The organism is Planosporangium mesophilum (assembly GCF_016863255.1).
Classification (GTDB): Bacteria; Actinomycetota; Actinomycetes; order Mycobacteriales; family Micromonosporaceae; genus Planosporangium; species Planosporangium mesophilum.
Genome location: NZ_BOON01000054.1, coordinates 43,615 through 64,027, shown reverse-complemented (window position 1 = coordinate 64,027; position 20,413 = coordinate 43,615). Strand labels below are relative to the sequence as shown.

The following is a 20,413-nucleotide window of genomic DNA, read 5'->3' as shown; positions in this document are numbered from 1 at the left end:
ACGCCCATCCGCCTTGGCGGCCGATCGGCTTTCCCTGCCCCGCTACGCGGCAGGGTCGGCTTCACCCCCGGCCTGAAGGCCGGAGCACTACGGACGATCCCGGTAGCCGAACGCCATTCGGACTTCTGGTCGACCCCTCCACGCCCCCGGTGATGCATGCTTATCCCAGAACACAATGAAAGCTGGGCACAGCGTCCACAAGACACACTGGACGCCCAGCACAATGGACGGTCGGTGTCAGCGAAGTCGAACGGCGGAGGGCGGCACGTGGCGAGGCCTGGATCGGAGAGCGGGTCATCCAGCGGCCCGACCGTGCTGCGCATGCTGCTCGGTGCCCAGCTGCGAAGGCTGCGGGAGGCCAAAGGCGTCAGCCGGGAGGATGCCGGATGGGAGATCCGGGGGTCGGAATCCAAGATCAGCCGGATGGAGCTGGGGCGGGTCGGCTTCAAGGTACGCGACGTCGCCGACCTGCTCAGCCTGTACGGGATCGACGACGGCCAGGAGCGTGAGCGCCTGCTGGCACTCGCCCGCCAGTCCAACACGCCTGGCTGGTGGCACCGCTACAGCGACGTCCTGCCGAGCTGGTTCCAGGCCTACCTCGGACTCGAGGCCGCCGCGACGCTGATCCGCGCCTACGAGGTTCAGTTCATCCCCGGCCTGTTGCAGACCAAAGAGTACGCTCGCGCCGTCGTCCTGCTGGGCCATCGCGGCGCCGACTCGGCCGAGATCGAACGGCGGGTGAACCTGCGGATGGCCCGCCAGCAACTGCTCGGCCGCCAGGATCCGCCCCGGCTGTGGGCGGTGGTGGACGAGGCGGTACTGCGCCGGCCGATCGGCGGTCACGAGGTGATGAGGGCCCAACTCGAAGCGCTCATCGACGCCGCCAAGTTACCCAACATCCGGCTCCAGGTCATTCCGTTCGACGCGGGAGGGCACGCCGCCGCCGGCGGAGCCTTCAGCATCCTGCGCTTCCCCGAGCGGGACCTGCCCGACGTCGTCTACATCGAACAGCTCACCAGCGCGCTGTACCTGGACAAGCGCGACGACGTGGATCACTACGCCGCCGTCATGGAGAACCTGAGCATCGAGGCCGAGCCGCCGGACCGTACGATCGAGATCGTCACCCGCATCCTCGACGAGCTCGGCCGGTCAGGCCACTGAGTCCGTTCCATTCTCTCCGTGTTCGCGCAGGAAGCGCTCCGCCGCCCGAGCGACGCGTAGGTAGGAGACTATGCCGGCGGACATGGCGACGACGTACACCGCAGCGAGGATGAACCAACCCGGCGAATACCGGGAAAGCGCGCTCCCGACCATTATCACCATCAGCGCCGCTATGAGGAAAATCAGCCAGCGCTGCCCGCGCAGGCCCTCCGCCACCAGGCGCAGCAGCGGTAGCTCCTCGGCCGCCACCGGCAGCTTCCCGCGGACCTGCTTCACCATCCGCCGCCGCTGCCGGAACGGAAACGCCCGTACCGGAGATTTCCAGCCACGCTGGATCTGTCCGCTGCGGAAGCCGTAGACGAGTCCGACTGCCTCAAAGGCGAGGCCCAGCAACAACAGGGAGGTCCCGAGGGTGCCGGCCCACTGCGGCGGCTCTGTGGCCTGCCGGTGCGGCGGTCCGGAGACGAGCCCGAACACGAACCCGCCCACGGCGCCGAGGACGACCACCGCCACCGCCAGCCACACGCGCCGCCGGCGCCGCTGCCGGATCCGCCGCCGCACCGCCGGGTCGTCCGGATTGAACGACCCGGCATCGAAGGGCTGGGCATCGAAAGGCTCCGCACCAGCGGCCATCCGGTGTCACCTCCCCAGGAGACGAAGGCCCTGGGAAGTCATACCCGTGAATGAGTCGCGGTTAACCCGTCCTGAGGTCAGGACAGGCCGGTGATCATCGAGACCACTTCGTTGCGGTTGGTCGCCGCGATGCTCCGGACGCCGACCTGCCTGCCCCGGCGCAGCACCGCCACCCGGTCGGCGATCCGGAAGACCTGGTCGAGGTTGTGGCTGACGACCAGTACGCCGGCGCCGCGTTCGCGCAGGCGCATGATCAGCTCCTCCACCTTCGCGGTCTCGGCCACACCGAGGGCGGCGGTCGGCTCGTCCATCAGTACCAGGCTGCTCGCCCAGTGCGTGGCACGGCAGATCGCCACCGCCTGCCGCTGGCCGCCGGACAGCTCCCGGATCGTCGCCTTGGCGCTCGGGATGCGCACGTCGAGACGGTCCACCAGCTCCTGCGTCTCCCTGGCCATCCGGCGCCGGTCGAGCAGGCGCAACGGCCCCTTGGTCAGCTCCCGGCCGAGGAACATGTTCATGTACACGGGCTGCGAGTCGACCAGGGCGAGGTCCTGGTACACGACCTCCACGCCCTGGCGGCGCGCGTCCGAGGCGTCGCGGAAGGAGGCGGGCCGGCCCTGGAGCCGGATCTCGCCCTCCGTCGGCTGGTACACCCCGGACACCATCTTGACCAGCGTCGACTTGCCTGCGCCGTTGTCGCCGACGAGGGCGACGATCTCACCGGCCTGTACGTCGAGGTCGAAGCGCTCGATCGCGACGACGCCGCCGAACTGCTTGCGGATGTTGGTCAGCTGGAGCGCGGGTACGCTCCGGTCCACCACGCCGGCGTCCGGGATCAAGCTCTGCTCACTGCTCACGATCTACTCCCTCAGCTCGCGACGGATTCCACGGCGTGGCCGTCGAGGCCGATCGGTACCGAACCGTCCGCCGCGTAGACGCCGGTGACCGCGGGCGTGCCCGACCGGACCCCGGTGACACCGGCGGTCAGCGCCCTGGTGACGAACGCCTGCGGCCGGAACCCGAAGATCACGGTGTCGCCGGGCTCCACCCCGGCCGCGTCGCTGACGTCGGCCATGGCGTAGTAGTCGATGGCCTCGGGCGCCGGCATCTCCACCTCGACGAGGCGGGCACCGTCGAGGTCACCGCCGCGCACGATCAGCGCCCTGGTACGGCCAAGCCCCAGCACCGGATCCACGTACAGGCCACCGCCGAACACGTACGCGTGGTTGCCGTGCAGGTGGGACACCTCGCTGACGTACAGCACGGCCGGCTCCTCGACCAGGTCCTCGACCGCGTGCCACGGCGTGGTACCGGTCAGGCCGTGCCCCGGCTCGACCTGCGTCGCGCCGGCGTCGGCCAGGATCTGCAGGGTCGCCACCGAGGTGGTACCCGGGGCGTTGAGCTCGACGTGGTCCCGGCCGGCGGCGCGCAGGCGGGCCGCCGCGTCCTGGAGCGTCCCGAGGTTGGGCGTCGGGCGTACCTTGCCCGTCTCCTTGTCGAACAGCAGGGCCGGGAAGCTGGTGATCCCGGCGAAGTGCGCGCCCGCGAGGTCGTCCAGGCGGTCGGCCACCGCCACGACGTCGGCGGCGTCGAACCCGCCCTCGTGACCGCGGTAGAACGTGTCGCCGGGCGCGACGATGCGCGCCAGCAGCGCCTGGTCGCGGCCGAGCGCCGCGCTGGCGGCCGCGGCCTCGCCGGCCTTGGCGTCGTTGAAGACCGTCCAGTACCGCGGGTTCAGCGCGGCGGCGGTCGCCGCCTCGTGGCGCGGGATCTGGACCAGGTGGCCGATGTGACCGGTAGCGAGGCCACCCGCGCGGGCGGCGAGCGCGCACTGGAGGTCGACGCCGACCGCTTCGGTGATACCGGCGGCGCGGACGGCCCGGGAGAGGTCCGGGTTCCGGCCGATCTGCTTGGTCATGGCGAACGGGGTCAGCCCGAGGCGGTCGGCCTCCCGCTTGATCGCCGTGGCGTTCGCGCTCACCGTGTCGAGGTCGAGGGCGTACGTGTTGGCCGGCAGCTCGCCGGTGTGGTGCAGCTGGGCGGCGGCCCGCAGGAAGGCCGGGTTGCGGCGCCGGAGCAGGTCCAGAAACATGCGTTCTCCTAGATCAGCTGCGCTTCTCGCGCAATGAGAGCGACACCGCGACCAGGATGATCAGCCCTCGGGCGATCATCTGCTGCGATACGGAGAGGTGGGCCAGGATCAGGCCGTTGTTGAGCATGCCCATCAGCAGGCTGCCCATCAGCGCGCCCACCACCGTGCCCTTGCCTCCGAAGAGGCTGGTGCCGCCGACGATGACCGCGGCGATGACCGTCATCAGGTCGGCTTCGCCCAGGGTGTACCGCGCGCCGTGCAGGCGGCCCGCGTACAGCAGCCCGGCCAGCGAGGCGCACATCGCGCTGCCCATCAGCACCATGATCTTGACGCGAGCGGTCTTGATGCCGCTGACCCGCGCCGCGCCGATGTTGTCACCGATCGCGAGTACGTGGGCGCCGTACCGGGTCTTGTTCAGCAGGACGTAGCCGACCGCGATCGCCAGCACCGACCAGATGATCAGGCCCGGCACGCCGAACAGCTCACCCGAGCCGAACAGGCCGAGGAAGGTCTCGTTGTCGACGGGGACCGACTGCAGGTTGCTGATCTCCCGGGCCACGCCGGCCACCGCGCCCATGGTCGCCAGGGTCACCAGGAAGGACGGCAGCCGCACCAGGGTGACGAAGACGCCGTTCACCAGGCCGACCACGGCGCCGACCGCCAGCCCGGCGAGCACGCCGACCAGCGCGCTGTCGGTCTCGCGCAGCGCCACCGCGCCGGTCAGCGCGGACACCGCCACCACCGAACCGATCGACAGGTCGATCTCGCCGGTCGACAGCACGAACACCAACCCGACCGCCATGACCGTGATCGGGGCCGTCTGGATGACGATGTTGGAGAGGTTGGTCGGATTCAGGAACGTCTCGCCGAGGAAGACGGCGAAGAACAAGAAGACCAGGACGAACCCGATGTACACCACGTACTCGCGCCAGTCGATGGCGCGCCACCGCGGACGGCTGATTGCCGGTGCGGCAGTCCCCGCCTCACTCATGTGTGATCCCTTCAATGATTCGGTGCTCGGGCTCGATTCGGTGCTCCGCCCCGCGCGTCATCTCGTGACGAGCGGCCGCGATGGCACCGATCAACGCGGCGCGGTGGCCCAGCTGACTTGTCCTGACGATCGGCGCGTGCGCGCCGAGGCGGCCGAGCCAGCGCCGTACCGGTTCGAGCAGCTCGGCCCGGGAGCCGATGCCGCCGCCGAGGACGACGGCCTCCGGGTCGAGGACGGCTCCGACGGCGGCCACGGCCAGCGCGATGAACTTCGCCTCGTCGTCGATGGCGGCGAGCGCGTGTTCGTCACCGGCCCCGGCGCGCTCGAAGACTACCGGTACGCTCACGCACTCCCCGGTCGCCTCCTCGTACCGCCGGGCGATCGTCGCGCCGGCGACCGCCTCTTCGAGGGCGCCTCTGACCTGGTTTGCCGGGTCGAACGGATCGGTGCCCAACGGCAGGTACGAGATCTCGCCGGCCGCGCCCCGCGCGCCCCGGCAGAGGGAGCCGTTGACGACGATCCCCATGCCGATCCCGGTACCGACGGCCACGAAAACGAAGTCCCGGTACCCGCGTCCACCGCCCGTCCGCTGCTCGCCCAACGCCGCCATGTTCACGTCGTTGTCGAGGACGACCGGGTGGCCCAGCCGCCGCGCCAGCTCGTGCTGGAGGTCCAGCGAGTCGAAGCTGGAGATGTTCGGGGACAGGTCGATCGCGCCGGTCTCGGGGTTGGGCGCGCCCGGGCTGCCCACCGCCGTGGCGCCGACGGCGGTCCAGGCCACGCCGGCACCTTCGGCCAACGAGCGGAGCAGCGCCGCGATCTGCTCGGCGACCGCCGTTCCGCCGCGCGGGTCGGTACCCACCACGTCCTCGGCCACGATGTGACCGCCTCGGTCGGCGAGCGCGGCCCGCACCTTCGTACCGCCGAGGTCGACGCCGGCGACGTAGCGATTTTCCGCCATGGATGAGCGATGAAGCGGTGAGACGTCAGACGCGGTCATCAGCCGATGGTCAACAGACGTGCCGGGTTTCGGACCAGCATCTGCTCCAGGTCGTCGTCGGACACGCCGAGCCGGCCCAGCGCGGGCACGATCTCCTGCCCGAGGTACGAGTAACCGAGCCGGCCGTGCGTACGCGGGTTGAGGTAGGCCTCCGCACCGGTCATGTCCTGCGCCAGCAGGATCCGGTCGGCGTAGCCCTCGCGTACCAGCGCGGCGAGGTTCGAAAGGCGCGACCGGTCCGGCCGGTAGTAGGCGCGCTTGCCGAACTCGCCCTCCGGCGGGTCCTCCGGCGGCGGCGCGAGGACGAAGTCCCAGAACTGCTTGCCGATGGTGTCGAAGGCGATGCTCACCCCGGTCTTGAGAACCGCGCGCAGGTACGCCGGGTCGGGGTGGATGTCCATGTGGCCGATGACGACGCGGTCCAGGTCGACCTTCTCCTCGCGGAGGATCTCGACCTGCTCGAGGGCCATCGTGCCGTGGGTGGTGTGGGTGTTGATCGACAGCCCGGTGACGCGGTGCGCGCGGGCGGCCGCGCGCAGGCACTTCTCCTCGTGGGGGGTGATCTCGTTCAGGCCGGTGGCCTGTTCACCGTAGATACCGGCTTTGATGCCGGTGTCCCCGATGCCGACCGTCGCGTCCGCGACGAAGCGCTCGCGCATCTCGTCCACGCCTGCCTCGAGGGCCCAGCGCGGCGAGTACGGCTCCAGGTAGATCGAGGAACCGGCGACGACGTTCAGGCCGGTACGCTCGGCCACGTCGCGCAGCAGGGTCACATCGTGCCCGACCACCTCGTACGGCGAGAGGTCGACGACGGTACCGAAGCCGAGGCCCGGCAGGCCCGCCACGGCGTCGACCGCCAGGTCGGCGCGGTGGTCGCCGGCGCCGCCACTCAGCCACGGTCCCGGCACGAGCGAGCCCAGGTGCTCGTGCGGCATCACCCGGCCCAGGGACTCCGGGGCGACCGGCCCTCGGACTGTCTGAACGTACCCCATCCTGCTCTCCTCGCACCCGTGTGCTTCCTGCTGGCCGCGCTTCCTGCTGGCCGTGTCCGCCGCAGGTTGCCGGCCGGGGTCCCGGGGCCCCGCGGATCCGCGGGGCCCCGGGTCACGCCTTACTTGCCGAGCACGCTCGCCGGCGGGTCCTGGTTGTAGTCGTCGCGCCACGCGTCGGCCACGGTGTCCTTGGTCGCGGCCTTCGGCGTACCGACCACCATCGCCGGCGCCTGCTTGCCGATCAGCCCGTACCCGGCCATGGTGGCGAGGCCCTCGCCGACCCGGACCGAGCCGTTGTTGACCATGCCGGCCATGTTGCCGCCCTTGACCAGGTCGGCGGCCTGGTTGGCCTCGAGGTCGTTGGTCACGACCTTGACGTCCTTGCGGCCCTGCTGGCGCAGCGCGGCGAGCACGCCGTCCGCGGCGGTGGCCCAGGCGACGTAGACGCCGTTGAGGTCCGGGTTCTGGGTCAGCATCGCGTTGGCGATGTCCTCGGTACGGGCGGGGTCCGAGAAGCCCTGCTCCGCAACGATCTTGATGTCCGGGTACAGGTAGCCCAGCCAGTTCTTGAACGCCTTGTCCCGCTGGTTGGTGAACCAGAAGTCGGCGTCGTGGTACAGGTAGCCGACCTTGCCCTTGCCGCCCATCGCCTTGCCCAGCATCTCGGCGTTCAGCTTGCCCATGGCGGTCAGGTCCATGGTGACGATGCCGACGATCTGCTGCCCGGCCTTGTAGCCCTTCGGCGGGGTCGTCATGACGACGAGCTTGGTGCCCTTGTCCACGGCCGGCTTGAACGCGGCGGCGGCGGAGGTGGGGTCGACCGCGATCGTGACGATGACGCTGGGGTTCTGCGCCAGGACGGTCTGCACGTTGTTCGCCTGCTTGGCGGCGTCGAAGTCGGCGCTCGTGGTCGCCAGGACCTTGATGCCGAGCTTCTCGAACTGCTTGCGCGCGCCCGCCTCGACGGCCTTCACCAGCGCCGAGTCCTCGTGCCAGACGAAGGCGGCCGTGTACGTGCCGGCCTTGATCTTGCCGATCTCCTCGGGCGTCAGGTTCAGCTGGTCGGCCGCCGTCGGGCTCTCCCCGTTGGGGCCCGCGAACGTGAGGCTCGGCTGGGTGCGGTTGGCGCTCGGAGCGCCCCCACCCTTGTCGCTGTTCCCGCCGCAAGCGCTGACGAGCAACGCCAGCGCGCACAGGGCACCTAAAGCGGCTGCCCGTCTAGGCCTGAAGTTCATACCAGTTCCCTCTCGAACCATGTGTCACATGAAATTCGGTGTGGCCGGCCGTACCGCGCGCGGCGGACCGACCCCGATGAGGCGGGTGCCGACGCCCGACCCCGTCTGCGAACGCGGGCGGGACGCACCCGCCGGCCGCGGCTCGAGCTCGGAACCGGTTTCCCAATTTCGCTCAGGCCGAAAGTATTAGCTTCGCATCTGCCCTCGTCAAGAGGCGCCACGGCGGGAAAACGCGGCCCTACCAGAGTTGGTATTTACTACAAATCAGGCATTAGGGGGCATAACATCGATACTTCTACCCATTGACCCCACCAAACCACTCCCCTAGCATTTTCGAGCCGAAAGAAATTGGGGAGGGGTGGGTTACGTGGACGCCGAGGTACCCCGCGGTGCTGAGGTGCCCCGCCGTACTGAGGTGCCCCGCCGTGCCAACCGGTCTGCCGTGCTGGCCCACGTACTGGCCCAGGGCTCGGCCACCCGTACCGTCCTCGGCCGGGAGACCGGCCTGTCCCCCGCCACGGTTTCGCGCATCGTCGAGCAGTTGCTCGCGGAAGGGCTGCTCAGCGAGACCAACGGAGCACCCGGGTCCGGCCGGGGCCGGCGCGCCACCCCGGTCACGATCGAGACCGAACGTACCGTCGTGTGTGGAGTCGACCTCGGCGGCTCCAACGTCCGGATCGTCGTGGCCGACCTCGCCGCCAAGCCGTTGATGACCACGACGGTACCGACGCCGACCGGATGCGACGCCGAGGAGCTCGGCCGGTGGCTGGCCGACCTCATCCTCGACACCGTCGGCGACCAGCGGCCGCTCCTCGACGCGGTGGCGGTCGGGCTACCCGGTGCGGTCGGGCAGGACGACCGCTCCGTGTCCAACGCACCGAACCTGCGCCAGGTCGAGCAGGCGGACTTCCTGCGGATGGTGGAGCGGCGGCTCGGGATGGGCGTCGACATCGACAACGACTCCAACTACGCCCTGCTCGGCGAGCTGCGATTCGGCGCGGCGCGCGACGCGCAGACCGCGGTCATGTTCACCGTCGGGGCCGGCCTCGGCGCCGGCGTCGCGCTCGACCGGCGACTCTTCCACGGCCGTACCGGTCTGGTGGGAGAGTTCGGCCACCTGCCCGCCGGGCCGCTGGGTACCTCCCTGGAACAGCTCGTCAGTGGCCCCGGCATCCTCGCGCGCGCCCGTGAGCTGCGACTGCCGTTCGACAACCCGGCCGACGTGTTCCACTCGTCCGATCCCCGCCTCGCACCGGTGAAGCAGCAGATCGAACAGGCCCTGCTGATCATCCTCACGGCCGCCGTGGTCGCCTACGAGCCAGACGTGATCATCCTCGGCGGCGGGATCTCGCGCGGGCTCGAACCCGGCCTCGAACGAATCAATCAGCGGCTGCGCGAGATCGTGCCGACCACCGCCACGGTGCAGAGCACCGAACTGGGCGACCTGGCCGGAGCGTTCGGCGCGGTGGTGGCGGCCCTGCACACGACGTACCGCAGGCTGGGCCTGGACGAGCTTCACCTGGCCCACGTACCGCACCGCGAGGCACTGGCCGGCTTCGCACCGCACGCCGACCACTGACGTCAGAGTCTGCGGCCCGAGCCGAGACGTGTTGTGTGATCCAAGACACCCGACGACGCCTTGTGAAAGTGACGTTCCAGCCGAAAAGAGCAGACAGGACCGCATCACCCGGGCGGTCCGACGGAACGCTCCACCCCGGACGCACGACGGCGAGGCCGAGGAGACGGTATGCCACGGATCACGCAGCGATACCGGCATCGGAGTTGGTCGACCGTACCTCTGGCGCTGGTACTGGCGGGCTCCCTGGCCGGCTGCGGCCCACACCCCGGGAACGCGTCGGCGGTCGGCGCCCCCGGCGGGTCAGCTACGCCGAGCACCTCGCCGGCACCGGTCACCGACTCAGGCGTGACGCAGGCGAGACACCTGGCCTCCACCCGGATCAGCTATCCCCAGGCCGGCTCACGACAGTGGATCACCGCCTCAGGCGACAGCCCCGTACTCGGGCGCAGCGGGCGCCTGTTGCGGTTCCGGGTGGTGGTCGAGCGTGACATCGACGTTGACCCGAACGCGTTCGCCGGCGAGGTCGTCACGGCGTTGGCCGACCCGCGCAGCTGGACCGCCGGCGGCGGATGGCGGCTCCAGCGGGTGGGCGCGGGCGGTCCCGCCGACTTCACCGTCCACCTCGCCACCCCCGCCACCCGCGACCTGCTGTGCCAGGACGGGCCGGACCGGTACACCTCATGCCGACGCGGCAACGCCGTGGTGCTCAATGTGGCCCGATGGGCGACGGGCGTGCCCGGCTACGGCGCACCGCTGGACGCATACCGGCAGTACATGGTCAACCACGAGGTCGGGCACCGCCTCGGCCACGGGCACCAACTGTGCCCGGGACCCGGGAAACCAGCACCCGTCATGCAGCAGCAGACCCTCGGCCTGCACGGCTGCGCGCCCAACGCCTGGCCGTACCCCGACGGTACGCAGTACGCGGGACCGTCCGGGTCGTACCACGACCCGCTCCCCGTCGAGCGCTGACGTCGGCGCCGCAACCGCCCATGAGATCACCACCCCGGCACGCTCGGCACCGGCGCCCGTCACTATCAACCCGTCAGGCGCGGGCCCGCCGCGAACCAGGGGTGGTGAGGCGGTCGCGCACCCAGGGCAGTACGGCGTCGGCCTGCGCCCGTTGGAACGCTCGAAGGGTCGGGATGCCGGGCGGCGGTGGCTGCCGGGCGCAGTCGAGGAAGAACCCGGCGAGCCCCGCGAGTACGGCGGTGAGGTCGTCCGGCTTCAGCTCGGTCATCGCCGCGCGCCTGGAGACAAGGGTATCGGTGAGGAGGGCGTCGGTGTCGTGACCGCCGAAGAGCCGGACGTTGACCATGAGCAGGAGGGTGTCCAGCCATGCCGGCCCGACGCACGCCCACGGCCAGTCGACCACGACCGCGGCCCCGTCCGGCCGGAGCAGCAGGTTGTCGGCGCGGATGTCGTTGTGTACCAGCGTGTCGCCGGCGAGCGACGCGGTCGCCTGATCAGCCAACGCGCACAGTACCGGCAGGTGCGCGCTCGTCCACGGGTCGAGGTCGGGCGGGGGGTCGGCCGCGACGCGCCGCCAGCCCGCGAAGTTCCCGGACAGGTGGTCGACTGCCGACGGGACACCCGGTAGCGGGGAAGGGGTCAGCGTCACCGCCAGGTCGCCCAGCGTGGTGAGGACGGCCTCCAGCTCGTCGGGTCGCCACGGGGTACGGGGGTGCCGCCCCTCGACGTCCTGCAGGACCAGCGCCACCCAGTAGCCGTCGTCGTAGCAGCCCAGCAGGCGGGGCGTCGGCGCGTACTCCGGCAGTGCCGCGGTCACATGCGCCTCCCGCCGGTGCAGGTCGGTGCTGACCTCATTCTGCGTCGGACTGACCGCCTTGACGAACGCCCGCCGACCGGCGGCCGTCCGGATCCGGTCGGCGGTACCCGGGGAGAAGCCCCCGGGCTGGGAAACGGCTCTCACCACCGTGTCCCCGACGATCGCCTCGACACCGGCGCGGACCTGGCACGGCAGGTCGGCCCAGCCGATGCGGGTACCCGTCGCACTCGTCATGCCGGCCATGGTGACACCGACCCGCCCGGACCGCAGCGCGTCGACGCCCCGGGCGTGGCAGGGGCACGCGAACGCGACGGATTAACGCGACGGATTACAGCCGGAACCGGCCCACCAGCCCGGTCATGCGCTCGGCGGTCGCGGTCAGGTCCGCCGCGGCGACCTGGGACACCCGTACGACCTCACCGGTACTGTCGACCGCCTCGCTCACCGCGGCGACGCGGCGCGCGATCTTGCCGCCGCCGTCGGCCGCCTCGCCGACGTTGCGGGCCATCTCCCCCGCCGTCGCGGTCTGCTCCTCGACCGCGGTGGCGATGGCCGCCTGGAAGTCGTTCACCCGTCCGATCGCCGCCGTGATCGCGTTGATCGCCTCAATGGCTCCGGTGGTGTCGTGTTGGATCGCGGCGACCCGGCTGGAGACGTCGTTCGTGGCCCGCGCGGTCTCCTGGGACAGGTCCTTGACCTCGCTGGCCACGACCGCGAAGCCCTTGCCGGCCTCGCCCGCACGGGCCGCCTCGATCGTCGCGTTGAGGGCGAGCAGGTTGGTCTGCTCGGCGATGCTGTGGATCACGCGCGCCATGTCGGCGATTCCCGCGGTCGAGTCGCTCAGCTTGCCGATCACCTCGCTGGCCCGCGAGGCCAGCGTCACGCTGTTGCCGGCCACCCGGGCCGCCTCGTGGGCGTTGCTGGAGATCTCCTTGATGGAGGCGCCCATCTCCTCGGCGCCCGCCGCGACGGTACCGACGTGGCGGACCACCTCGTCCACCACCGTCGACGCCGCGTCGACCTCGCGGGACGCGGTGGACGCCGTGTCCGCGAGCTGGCCGCCGACCGTCGACACCTGACCGGCAGCGCTGACGACCTGGTGCGAGGCGTCGGTGATGTCGCCCAGCAGGCCCCGCAGCTCGCCGACGGCCGTGTTCAACGCCCGACCCATCTGTCCGATCTCATCGCCGCCGGAGTCCGCGACCGTGACCGTGAGGTCGCGGTCGGCCACGCGGGTGAGCGCGTCGGTCAACCGTCCCAGCCGGCCGCCGATGCTGCGTGCCCAGGCGACCGCCGCCAGCAGGCCGACGAGCAACACGACCGCGGCGACCACCAGGAAGCTCACCAGCATGGTGCGCCGGCCACTGTTGACGGCGTTGATGGCCGCCGCCGAGTCCGGGCCGTACCCGCCGACGGCGATCGCCCAGCCGTACGGCGCGAAGTACGAGACGTTCACCGTGGTGTCGGCGACGCCGCCCCCGCCGGCGCCGGCCATCTTGTAGGTGGTACTCCAGCTCTTTCCGGCGTCGAGCTTGACGGCCCGGCCGAGGATCTCCTCGACGTACTTGCGGCCCTGCCCGTCCGCGGCCTGCATCTCGTTACGGCCAGCCAGATCCTTGACGCTGCTGCCGACCACGCGACCGCGGTCGGCGGCCGCCGTGCTGTACACGGTCACCCACCCGTTCGTGCCGACCGTGGTGGTGGCGAGCGCGTCGGTGAACTGCTTGATCGCCTTGGCCTGCGGTACGCCGACGTACAGTGCGCCGATCACACGGCCGGACGCGTCCCGGATCGGGTCGTAGGCGGCGATGTACGGCGTGTCGACCACGATGGCGACGCCGCGGTAGGACTTGCCGTCGCGGATGGCGGAGGCGACCGCGTTGGGCTTGCCGTCCGCGCCGACGACCGGGATGTACGTGCCGATGGCGCGCTCGCCGGACTTGGTCGGCACGTTCGTGGCCACCCGGAGCAGATCGCCGGCGTCGTTCATGCGCTGGAAGACCGTGACAGTGGCCCCCACCATGGCGCGGATGTCGTCGACCACCGGGGTGGGCACGTTCTGGTCGCGGTTCTGGCCCAGCCACCGGCCGCCGACGGTGGCGCGGGGCAGGCTGATCTGCTGCGTCTGCTGGGTGACCTGGTTGACGGCGTTCCACGTCACCGGCGTCGACGCGAGCTGGAGGCCACCGACCTGGGCCAGCTCGCTGTTGGCCACCGTCATGTTCTGGTCGACCGCCGCCTGGACGTCGCCGCCGATCGCGGTGACGAGCCGGCTCATGCCCTCCGTGACGTGCTGCAGGTCGGCGTGGTGGAGCTGGGCGATCCCGTCCGCGGTACGCGAGGCGAACCGGTCGCTCTGCCAGGCGCCGACGGCGACCAGCGCGGTCGCTGTCAGCACCACGCCGCCGAGGCCGAAGGCCAACAGCTTGTGCCGCATCTGGGGTACGAATCGGTTGCCGTCGGCTCGGGTCATGGGATCAGGTTGAGGTCCCAGCGGAGCGGAATGGGTGTGCTTCGGGTGCCGGACGGTAGTGATCGCCGCCCGGCCGGTGTGGCGTGGGTTAAGGTCCGCGACGCTCGCCACACCGGCGCGCAGGCGCGCTGGTGTCGCAGGCGGTCCGGGCGGAGGTGGCCCTACAGTGGGCCGGTGGTGGATCACCGACGGGGACGCGGCGGGGCCGGGAAAACGGTACCGGCGCAGCCGAGGCAGCCGTCCGTGCTGGACACCGCGCGACTGCCCGACCACCTGTTCGTCAGCGAGGGAAGCTACCGCCGGCTCGACTACTCCGACCTCGACCTGTCCGCCGGCGCGGCATGGTCGGTCGAGGTGGAGTCGGTCGAGGTGGAGTCGGTCGAGGTGGAGCAGTGCCGGTTCGGCGGTACGGACCTGTCCACGGTGACCCTCGACCGGTCGAGGGTCACCGACTGCGTGTTCGAGCGGGCCAACCTGGCCAACCTGCGTGCCACCGGGTCGTCGCTGACCCGGGTACGGCTGGCGACCTCCCGGATGACGGGCTTCACCTGGGCCGACGGCCGGGTCCGGGACGTCACCTTCGACGAGTGCCGGCTCGACCTGTCCAACTGGCGGTACACCGGCTTCAGCGCGGCGGCCTTCACCAACTGCAACCTGACCCGCGCCGACTTCTCCCACTCCGACCTCACCGGTGCGCGGTTCGTCAACTGCGACCTCACCGGAGCGCAGTTCTCGCACGCGAAGATGGCCGGTACCCGGTTCGCCGGCTGCGTGCTGGCCGGCATCGGCGGGCTGACCAGTTGGGACGGTGCCGTGCTCAGCGGCCACGACCTGATCGCGCTGTCGTACGAGCTGGCCTCCGCGCTCGGCATCCGCATCGAGGAGTAGGGCGTCGGTTCGCAGAGCCGTCAGTTCGAGAAGCTGTGGATGATGTTGATGACGCCGGGGCCGAGGATCACCACGAACAACGCCGGGAACAGGCAGAACAACGTCGGGAACAAGATCTTGATCGGTACCTTCTGAGCGAGTTCCTCGGCCCGCTGACGCCGCCGGGTCCGCATCTCGCGGGACTGCTCGCGCAGCACCTGAGCCACCGGTACGCCGAGGGTGCTGGCGTTGACCACAGCCGAGGCGAAGCCGCGCAGCTCCGTCACGGTGGTACGGGCGGCCATGGACCGCAGCGCCTCCACGCGCGACTTGCCGATGCGCATCTCCTGGAGCACCCGCGCCGCCTCGCCGGCCATCGGCCCCTTGCCGTTGCGCGCCACCTGGGCCAGCGCGGCGTCGAAACCCTGCCCGGCCTCCACGCAGATGGTCAGGGTGTCGAGCACATCGGGCAGCGACCGGCGTAGCTCCTCCTGCCGCTTGACGCCGGTGTTGTAAATGGCCAGGTCGGGTGCGAAGAACCCGAACGCCGCGCCGCCGACCGTGCACAGCAGGACCGTGGCGGCGCCGCCCAGCACCAGGCCGAACAGCACACCGCCGGCCAGGCCGAGGATCAGGCCGATCCCCTTGGCCGCGATGACCCGCTCCACCGGCCAGGCCGGCGGGTTGCCGGCCCGGTCGAGCAGGCGCTGCAGCCGGGCGACCGCGTCGCCGACGGTCAGTGCCCGGCCGAGCCGGCCGAGCCGTCCGGCCAGCGGCCGGCCCACCCGCTCACCGAAGGACGGCCGCCGGTTGGGGTCGACGTAGCCGCGGCCGATCGTGGCCAGGGTGCGGACGACGTTCGCCCGGTCCGGGTCGCGCAGCAGCAGCGCGAGGATGCCGAACACCGGTACGAGCCCGACCGCGACCAGCGCGACGACGAGGGAGGTCTGCCACCGCATCCGTCACACCTCCACCTTGATGACCCGGGTCATCCAGAACGTGCCGAACCCCATCATCAGGACGGATCCGACCAGCATCATCAGCCCCAGCGGCGTGGTGTACAGCGGCCGCAGGTACTCGCGGCGGGTGGCGAACATGAACGCGGCGAGCACGACCGGCATGGCGACCAGTACCCACGCCGACAGGCGCCCCTCGGCCGACAGCGCCCGGACGTGCCGGCGCAGCCGCCCGCGCTCGCGCATGGTCTCCACCGCCGTCTCCAGTACCTCCGACAGGCCGCCGCCGACCTCGCGCTGCACCCGGATCGCCATGACCAGCCACGCCAGGTCATCGCTGCTGTTGCGCTCGGCGACGCGCAGCAGCGCCTCCTCCAGTTCGCCGCCGAGCCGGGTCTCGGCCAGGGCCCGGCCGAACTCGCCGGACACCGCCTCGTCCCCCTCGGCCACCAGCGCGGCGATCGCCTGCGGGAAGGAGAAGCCCGAGCGCAGCGCGCTGACCACCAACTGGAGCGCGTCGGGCAGTTCGTCGTTGAACCGGCGGGCCCTCCGGGCCGCGCGCAGCCGGCGGTACAGGCCGGTGCCGAGCCAACCGACCGCGGCGCCCAGCAGCAGGCCGAGCAGCCACGGCAGCAGGACCGCGAACAGCACCCCGGACAGCGCCGCGCCACCGGCCCGGGCCAGCATCCACTCGGCCGGGCGCAGGTTGATGCCGGCCCGGTCGAGGTCGGCCTGGATCCGTCCGCCCAGGCCGCGTCGGGTGATGGCGTACTCGGAGGCCGACAGCGCCGCCCGCAGCACCGAACTCTCCTCCCGCGCCCGCAGCGCCGGCCCGGCGGCCGAGCCGAAGCTGTCCAGCTGGCGAAGGCGGGTGCGCACCGTCGACCGCCGCACGAGCAGGTACATCCCGGCGAACGCGGCCAGCGGCACGGCCACCACGGTGGCGGCCAGGCCCAGGTACAGCGGCCAGCGGGGTGAGCGCGGGACGGAGACGGCGACCGGGCCGGGGCCGGCCGGCAGGCTCACCGACGTGGCGGCCGAGGTCAGGGTGGTGCCGCCCGCGGTCAGCGCGACGTGCAGGGTCGCGTCGGCACCGGCCAGCCGACCCGGCACGGTGACGGTCACGGCGGCCACCGGGGGCCGGAGGGCGGCTGCGATCCCGGCGAAGGCCGTCCGTAGCGACGCGGCGTCCCCGGCCGTGACCATCCGCCCGCCGGTACCGGTGGCGAGGGCGGTCATCGCCGGGCTGGACGCGTCCGGCCCGTACGCGATGCCGTCGAGGGTGATCCCGGCTCCGGCGAGTTGCGCACCGACGGCCGCGGGTGGGGCGGTCGAGTTGGTGTCTACGCCGTCGGAGAGCACCACGATCCGCCGCTGTCCCCCGCCGGTCAGCAGGCCGGCGGCCTGGCGGACGCCGTCGTAGAGGGCGGTGCCGCCGCGGGCCTTCAGCCCGGCGACGGCGGCGCGGAAGGCCGTCCGGTCGGCGCTCGGCTCCAGGACGGTGGCCGGCCGGTCCGACACGGACACCAGGCCGAGCCGCACGTCGGCGGGGAGCGCGTCGGCGTAGCCGCCGGCGGCCGCCTTGGCCGCGGTCAGCCTGGCCCCCTCCATCGACCCGCTGGTGTCGAGGACGAGGACCACGGTGCGCTCCGGCGCGGCGGTCGGGCTCGGCTCCGGTGCCGGTACCACCGTCGCGCGTACCGGCGTGCCGTCCAGGTCGACGGTGAGGCCGCTGCCATCCAGCTCGGCGCCGGGCGGCAACCCGTGCGCGGTCAGGGTGAACGACAGCTCGCCGTCGCTCGTGCGTACGTCGGAGACGGCCAGCGGGCTGTCCGGCTCGGCGGCTGCGGGTGCGGCGCCCAGGAGACCGGCGCCGACCAGCAGACCGGCGACGAGCCAGCGGGGCCATCGGGTCATCGCGGGGCACCCGTCGTGGCGAAGAACTCCATCGGCAGCGTGACGCCGTGGGCGGCCAGCTCCTCCAGGAACCGCGGGCGCAGCCCGGTCGGTACCAGGGCACCGCACTGCCTGCCCTGCTCGTCCCGGCCGGCGCGGTGGTCGTACACGAAAAGATCCTGGAGGGTGACCACGTCGCCCTCCATGCCGACCACCTCGGTGACGTGCGTGACCCGCCGGGAACCGTCCTTGAGCCGGGCGACCTGCACGATGAGGTCCACGGCGGACGCGATCTGCTCGCGGATCGCGCGGATCGGCAGGTCCATGCCGGCCATCATCACCATCGTCTCCAGCCGGGCCACGCTGTCACGCGGCGTGTTGGCGTGCACGGTGGTCAGCGAGCCGTCGTGGCCGGTGTTCATCGCCTGGAGCATGTCCAGCGCGGCGCCGTCGCGGACCTCACCGACGACGATGCGGTCCGGGCGCATCCGCAGCGCGTTGCGGACCAGGTCGCGGATGTTCACCTCGCCACGTCCCTCCACATTGGCCGGTCGGGATTCGAGGCGTACCACGTGCGCCTGGTGCAGTTGCAGCTCGGCGGCGTCCTCGACGGTGACGACGCGCTCGTCGGGCGGGATGAAGCCGGAGAGCACGTTGAGCGTCGTCGTCTTGCCCGAGCCGGTACCGCCACTGACCACGATGTCCAGACGCCCCCGTACGCAGGCCGACAGCAGTTGCGCCACCGGCGGGGTGAACGTGCCGAAGCTGATCAGGTCGGCGACGGTCAGCGGGTCGGTGGAGAACTTGCGGATCGTCAGGGTGGAGCCGTCCAGCGCGATCGGGGGTACCACCGCGTTGACCCGGCTGCCGTCGGGCAGTCGGGCGTCGACCATGGGGCTCGCCTCGTCCACCCGCCGGCCGATCCGCGAGACGATGCGGTCGATGACCCGGCGCAGGTGTGACTCGTCGGCGAACTCCGCCTCCACCTGACTGAGCCGGCCTGATCGCTCGACGAAGATGCGGTGCGGGCCGTTGACCATGATCTCGCTGACGCTCGGGTCGCGCAGCAGCGGCTCGATCGGCCCGTGGCCGAGGATCTCGTCGGTGACCTCCTGGGTGATCCGCATCCGGTCCGCGCCGGCGAGCGGCGTCTCCTCGCGGGCCAGCAGGGTCGTGATGGTCTCCCGGACCCGTACGGCCAGGTCGTCCTCGCCCGTGATCTCGTCGGAGAGCTGCGGGCCGAGCGTCTCGACGAGGGCCTGCTGGATCCGCCGGCGTACCGCGACGACCGGGTCCACCTGGGGCGGCGTGGGCCGTTGCCGCTCCCCTGCCGCGCGCTCGCCGGCCGGCGAGCCGGGCGGGCGCTCCCCGGCCGGCGAGCCCGCCTCGACGACAGACCCGCCGCCGGAGCCCCCGGCGTATCCGGTCGCGGTGACGGGTGTCCCGTCCGGCGCCGGTGTCGCCGGCCGGATCGCCACGGGCTGAAGCCCGGGCGATGAGGCCGCGGCTCCAGCCGCCGCCCGGCGCTCCTCGATCCGGTCGTACAGCCCCATCCCGTCACCGCCCCCGGCGCAGGGAGAACGGCCGGCGCCGGTGGGTCACGGGCGCGTCCCCGGTCCCCCCGGCCGCGCCGACGATCCGGGTGCGAACCTCGCGGATGTAGCGGCTGACCGGGTTGTTCGGGCTGTCCACCATCAGCGGTACACCCCGGTTGATGGAGACCGGCACGTCCCGGGTGGACGGCACCCGCCCGGCGATCGGCGCCCGTACCACCCGGTCGATGTCGGCCTGGGTCAGCCCGACCTGCGAGTCGGAGCGGTTGAGCACGATGATGCGCTGGCTCTCCGGGTACTCCAGCAGGTCGAACATGTCCAGGGTGAGCCGGAGATTCTTCAGCGACGGGATGTCCGGAGTGGCCAGCAGGATGTACCACTGCGACAGGTCGAGTGCGGCCAGTACCTGGTCGGAGAAGAACGGCGGGGTGTCGACCACGACGTAGTCGTACATCCGCTTGACGATCTTGAGGATCTCGCTGACCAGTTCCCGGCCCACCCGCTCGCCCTCGGCCGGCCCGGGCGGGGCCAGCAGCGTGTCCAGGCCGGGGGCGTACGGGGTGACCAGCGAGCGGACCGCGGTGTCGTCCAACCGCCCGGCCATCGGCACGGCGTCGGCGAGGCTGCGCTTCGGTACGAGCTGCAACATGATCGCGACGTCGCCGAAGGTCAGGTCGAGGTCGACCAGGCAGACGCGGGAGGCGCCGCCGTCGGCGAGGGCAACCGCCAGGTTGGTGGCGACCGTACTCTTGCCGCAGCCGCCCTTGCCCGCGAAGACGGTGACGACGCGCCCCTCCCTGGCCGACGGCGCGGTCGTCGGTGTACCGCCGACGGCAAGCTGGCGGGACACCTCCAGCGAGCGGCTGCAGGCGGCCTGGATGCCGTCGGCGTCCGAAGCGGTGATCACCTCGCGGATACCGGACCGGATCGCCTCGGCGAGGACGGCGACGTCGACGTGTTCACGTAGCAGGACCACGCCGAGTGACGGCCGGGTCAGCCGGTGCTGGGCGGCGAACGCCACCGCGTCCGCCAGGCCGACGCCGGCGCCGAGAACCACCAGCAGCGTGTCCGGGTCGGCGGTTACCAGCCCGGCCAGCTCCGCGAGATCCTGTGCGGCGTGCGCCTGCTCGCCGAGGAGTGCGTCGAGGAGGCGGGCCCGCTCCGCCTGCGGCTCGTAGTACAGCACCATGGCACGT

17 protein-coding genes are annotated in these 20,413 nt (G+C 71.6%); 4 read left to right on the top strand and 13 right to left on the bottom strand.

The features are described from left to right. Positions 1-267: 267 nt before the first annotated feature. Positions 268-1,161: a Sco1979 family transcriptional regulator gene (locus Pme01_RS25990; protein WP_203935866.1), complete on the top strand. Its 894-nt coding sequence runs from the start codon at positions 268-270 to the stop codon at positions 1,159-1,161. Here Pme01_RS25990 and Pme01_RS25985 read toward each other — a convergent pair. The 7 genes from Pme01_RS25985 to Pme01_RS25955 all read right to left on the bottom strand — a co-directional run bounded on the left by Pme01_RS25985 (position 1,150) and on the right by Pme01_RS25955 (position 8,104). Continuing rightward, positions 1,150-1,794 carry a hypothetical protein gene (locus tag Pme01_RS25985; RefSeq protein WP_168115805.1) on the bottom strand — a complete coding sequence of 215 codons (645 nt, stop codon included), beginning with the start codon at positions 1,792-1,794 and terminating at the stop codon, positions 1,150-1,152. The genes Pme01_RS25990 and Pme01_RS25985 overlap by 12 nt on opposite strands. Positions 1,795-1,871: 77 nt before the next feature. Further along, positions 1,872-2,651: an ATP-binding cassette domain-containing protein gene (locus Pme01_RS25980; RefSeq protein WP_239088467.1), complete on the bottom strand. Its 780-nt coding sequence runs from the start codon at positions 2,649-2,651 to the stop codon at positions 1,872-1,874. Positions 2,652-2,662: 11 nt separating this feature from the next. Next, positions 2,663-3,886, bottom strand: a complete 1,224-nt coding sequence (locus tag Pme01_RS25975; protein ID WP_168115804.1) for an alanine racemase — start codon at positions 3,884-3,886, stop codon at positions 2,663-2,665. 13 nt (positions 3,887-3,899) lie between these two features. After that, entirely contained in the window at positions 3,900-4,877 is a 978-nt protein-coding gene (locus Pme01_RS25970; RefSeq protein WP_168115803.1) for an ABC transporter permease, read from the bottom strand. Next, the gene (locus Pme01_RS25965) at positions 4,870-5,838 is read right to left on the bottom strand and encodes an ROK family protein (RefSeq protein ID WP_168115802.1); all 969 of its coding nucleotides are present in this window, start codon (positions 5,836-5,838) and stop codon (positions 4,870-4,872) included. Before Pme01_RS25965 ends, Pme01_RS25970 begins: the two co-directional genes overlap by 8 nt. A gap of 38 nt (positions 5,839-5,876) precedes the next feature. Then, complete coding sequence (locus tag Pme01_RS25960; RefSeq protein ID WP_168115801.1) at positions 5,877-6,869, bottom strand: phosphotriesterase family protein; 993 nt, start codon at positions 6,867-6,869, stop codon at positions 5,877-5,879. Between the two features lie 119 nt (positions 6,870-6,988). After that, on the bottom strand, positions 6,989-8,104 hold the full coding sequence (locus tag Pme01_RS25955) for a substrate-binding domain-containing protein (RefSeq protein WP_168115800.1): 1,116 nt from the start codon (positions 8,102-8,104) through the stop codon (positions 6,989-6,991). A 397-nt stretch (positions 8,105-8,501) separates the two neighbouring features. Between Pme01_RS25955 and Pme01_RS25950 the strand changes: the two genes are divergently transcribed. Further along, a complete protein-coding gene (locus Pme01_RS25950; protein WP_239088466.1) occupies positions 8,502-9,683 on the top strand; it encodes an ROK family transcriptional regulator in 1,182 nt (393 codons plus the stop codon). Positions 9,684-10,028: 345 nt separating this feature from the next. Next, positions 10,029-10,655 carry a DUF3152 domain-containing protein gene (locus Pme01_RS25945; RefSeq protein ID WP_308441113.1) on the top strand — a complete coding sequence of 209 codons (627 nt, stop codon included), beginning with the start codon at positions 10,029-10,031 and terminating at the stop codon, positions 10,653-10,655. A 73-nt stretch (positions 10,656-10,728) separates the two neighbouring features. On the opposite strand, the gene Pme01_RS25940 is transcribed toward Pme01_RS25945, so the two are convergent. Both Pme01_RS25940 and Pme01_RS25935 read right to left on the bottom strand, forming a co-directional pair. Then, positions 10,729-11,706, bottom strand: coding sequence for an aminoglycoside phosphotransferase family protein (locus Pme01_RS25940; RefSeq protein ID WP_168115798.1), 978 nt, complete (start codon positions 11,704-11,706; stop codon positions 10,729-10,731). A 94-nt stretch (positions 11,707-11,800) separates the two neighbouring features. Further along, the gene (locus Pme01_RS25935) at positions 11,801-13,945 is read right to left on the bottom strand and encodes a methyl-accepting chemotaxis protein (RefSeq protein WP_168115797.1); all 2,145 of its coding nucleotides are present in this window, start codon (positions 13,943-13,945) and stop codon (positions 11,801-11,803) included. Positions 13,946-14,119: 174 nt separating this feature from the next. On the opposite strand from Pme01_RS25935, the gene Pme01_RS25930 reads away from it, so the two are divergent. After that, on the top strand, positions 14,120-14,833 hold the full coding sequence (locus Pme01_RS25930; RefSeq protein ID WP_168115796.1) for a pentapeptide repeat-containing protein: 714 nt from the start codon (positions 14,120-14,122) through the stop codon (positions 14,831-14,833). 20 nt (positions 14,834-14,853) lie between these two features. Here Pme01_RS25930 and Pme01_RS25925 read toward each other — a convergent pair whose 3' ends face one another. The 4 genes from Pme01_RS25925 to Pme01_RS25910 are packed head-to-tail and all read right to left on the bottom strand — an operon-like array spanning position 14,854 to position 20,406. Next, positions 14,854-15,771, bottom strand: a complete 918-nt coding sequence (locus Pme01_RS25925; protein ID WP_168115795.1) for a type II secretion system F family protein — start codon at positions 15,769-15,771, stop codon at positions 14,854-14,856. 3 nt (positions 15,772-15,774) lie between these two features. Then, a complete protein-coding gene (locus Pme01_RS25920) occupies positions 15,775-17,685 on the bottom strand; it encodes a VWA domain-containing protein (protein WP_168115794.1) in 1,911 nt (636 codons plus the stop codon). After that, a complete protein-coding gene (locus Pme01_RS25915) occupies positions 17,682-19,217 on the bottom strand; it encodes a TadA family conjugal transfer-associated ATPase (protein WP_168115793.1) in 1,536 nt (511 codons plus the stop codon). Before Pme01_RS25915 ends, Pme01_RS25920 begins: the two co-directional genes overlap by 4 nt. A 4-nt stretch (positions 19,218-19,221) precedes the next feature. Then, positions 19,222-20,406, bottom strand: coding sequence for a CpaE/TadZ family protein (locus Pme01_RS25910; RefSeq protein WP_168115792.1), 1,185 nt, complete (start codon positions 20,404-20,406; stop codon positions 19,222-19,224). Positions 20,407-20,413 lie beyond the last annotated feature (7 nt).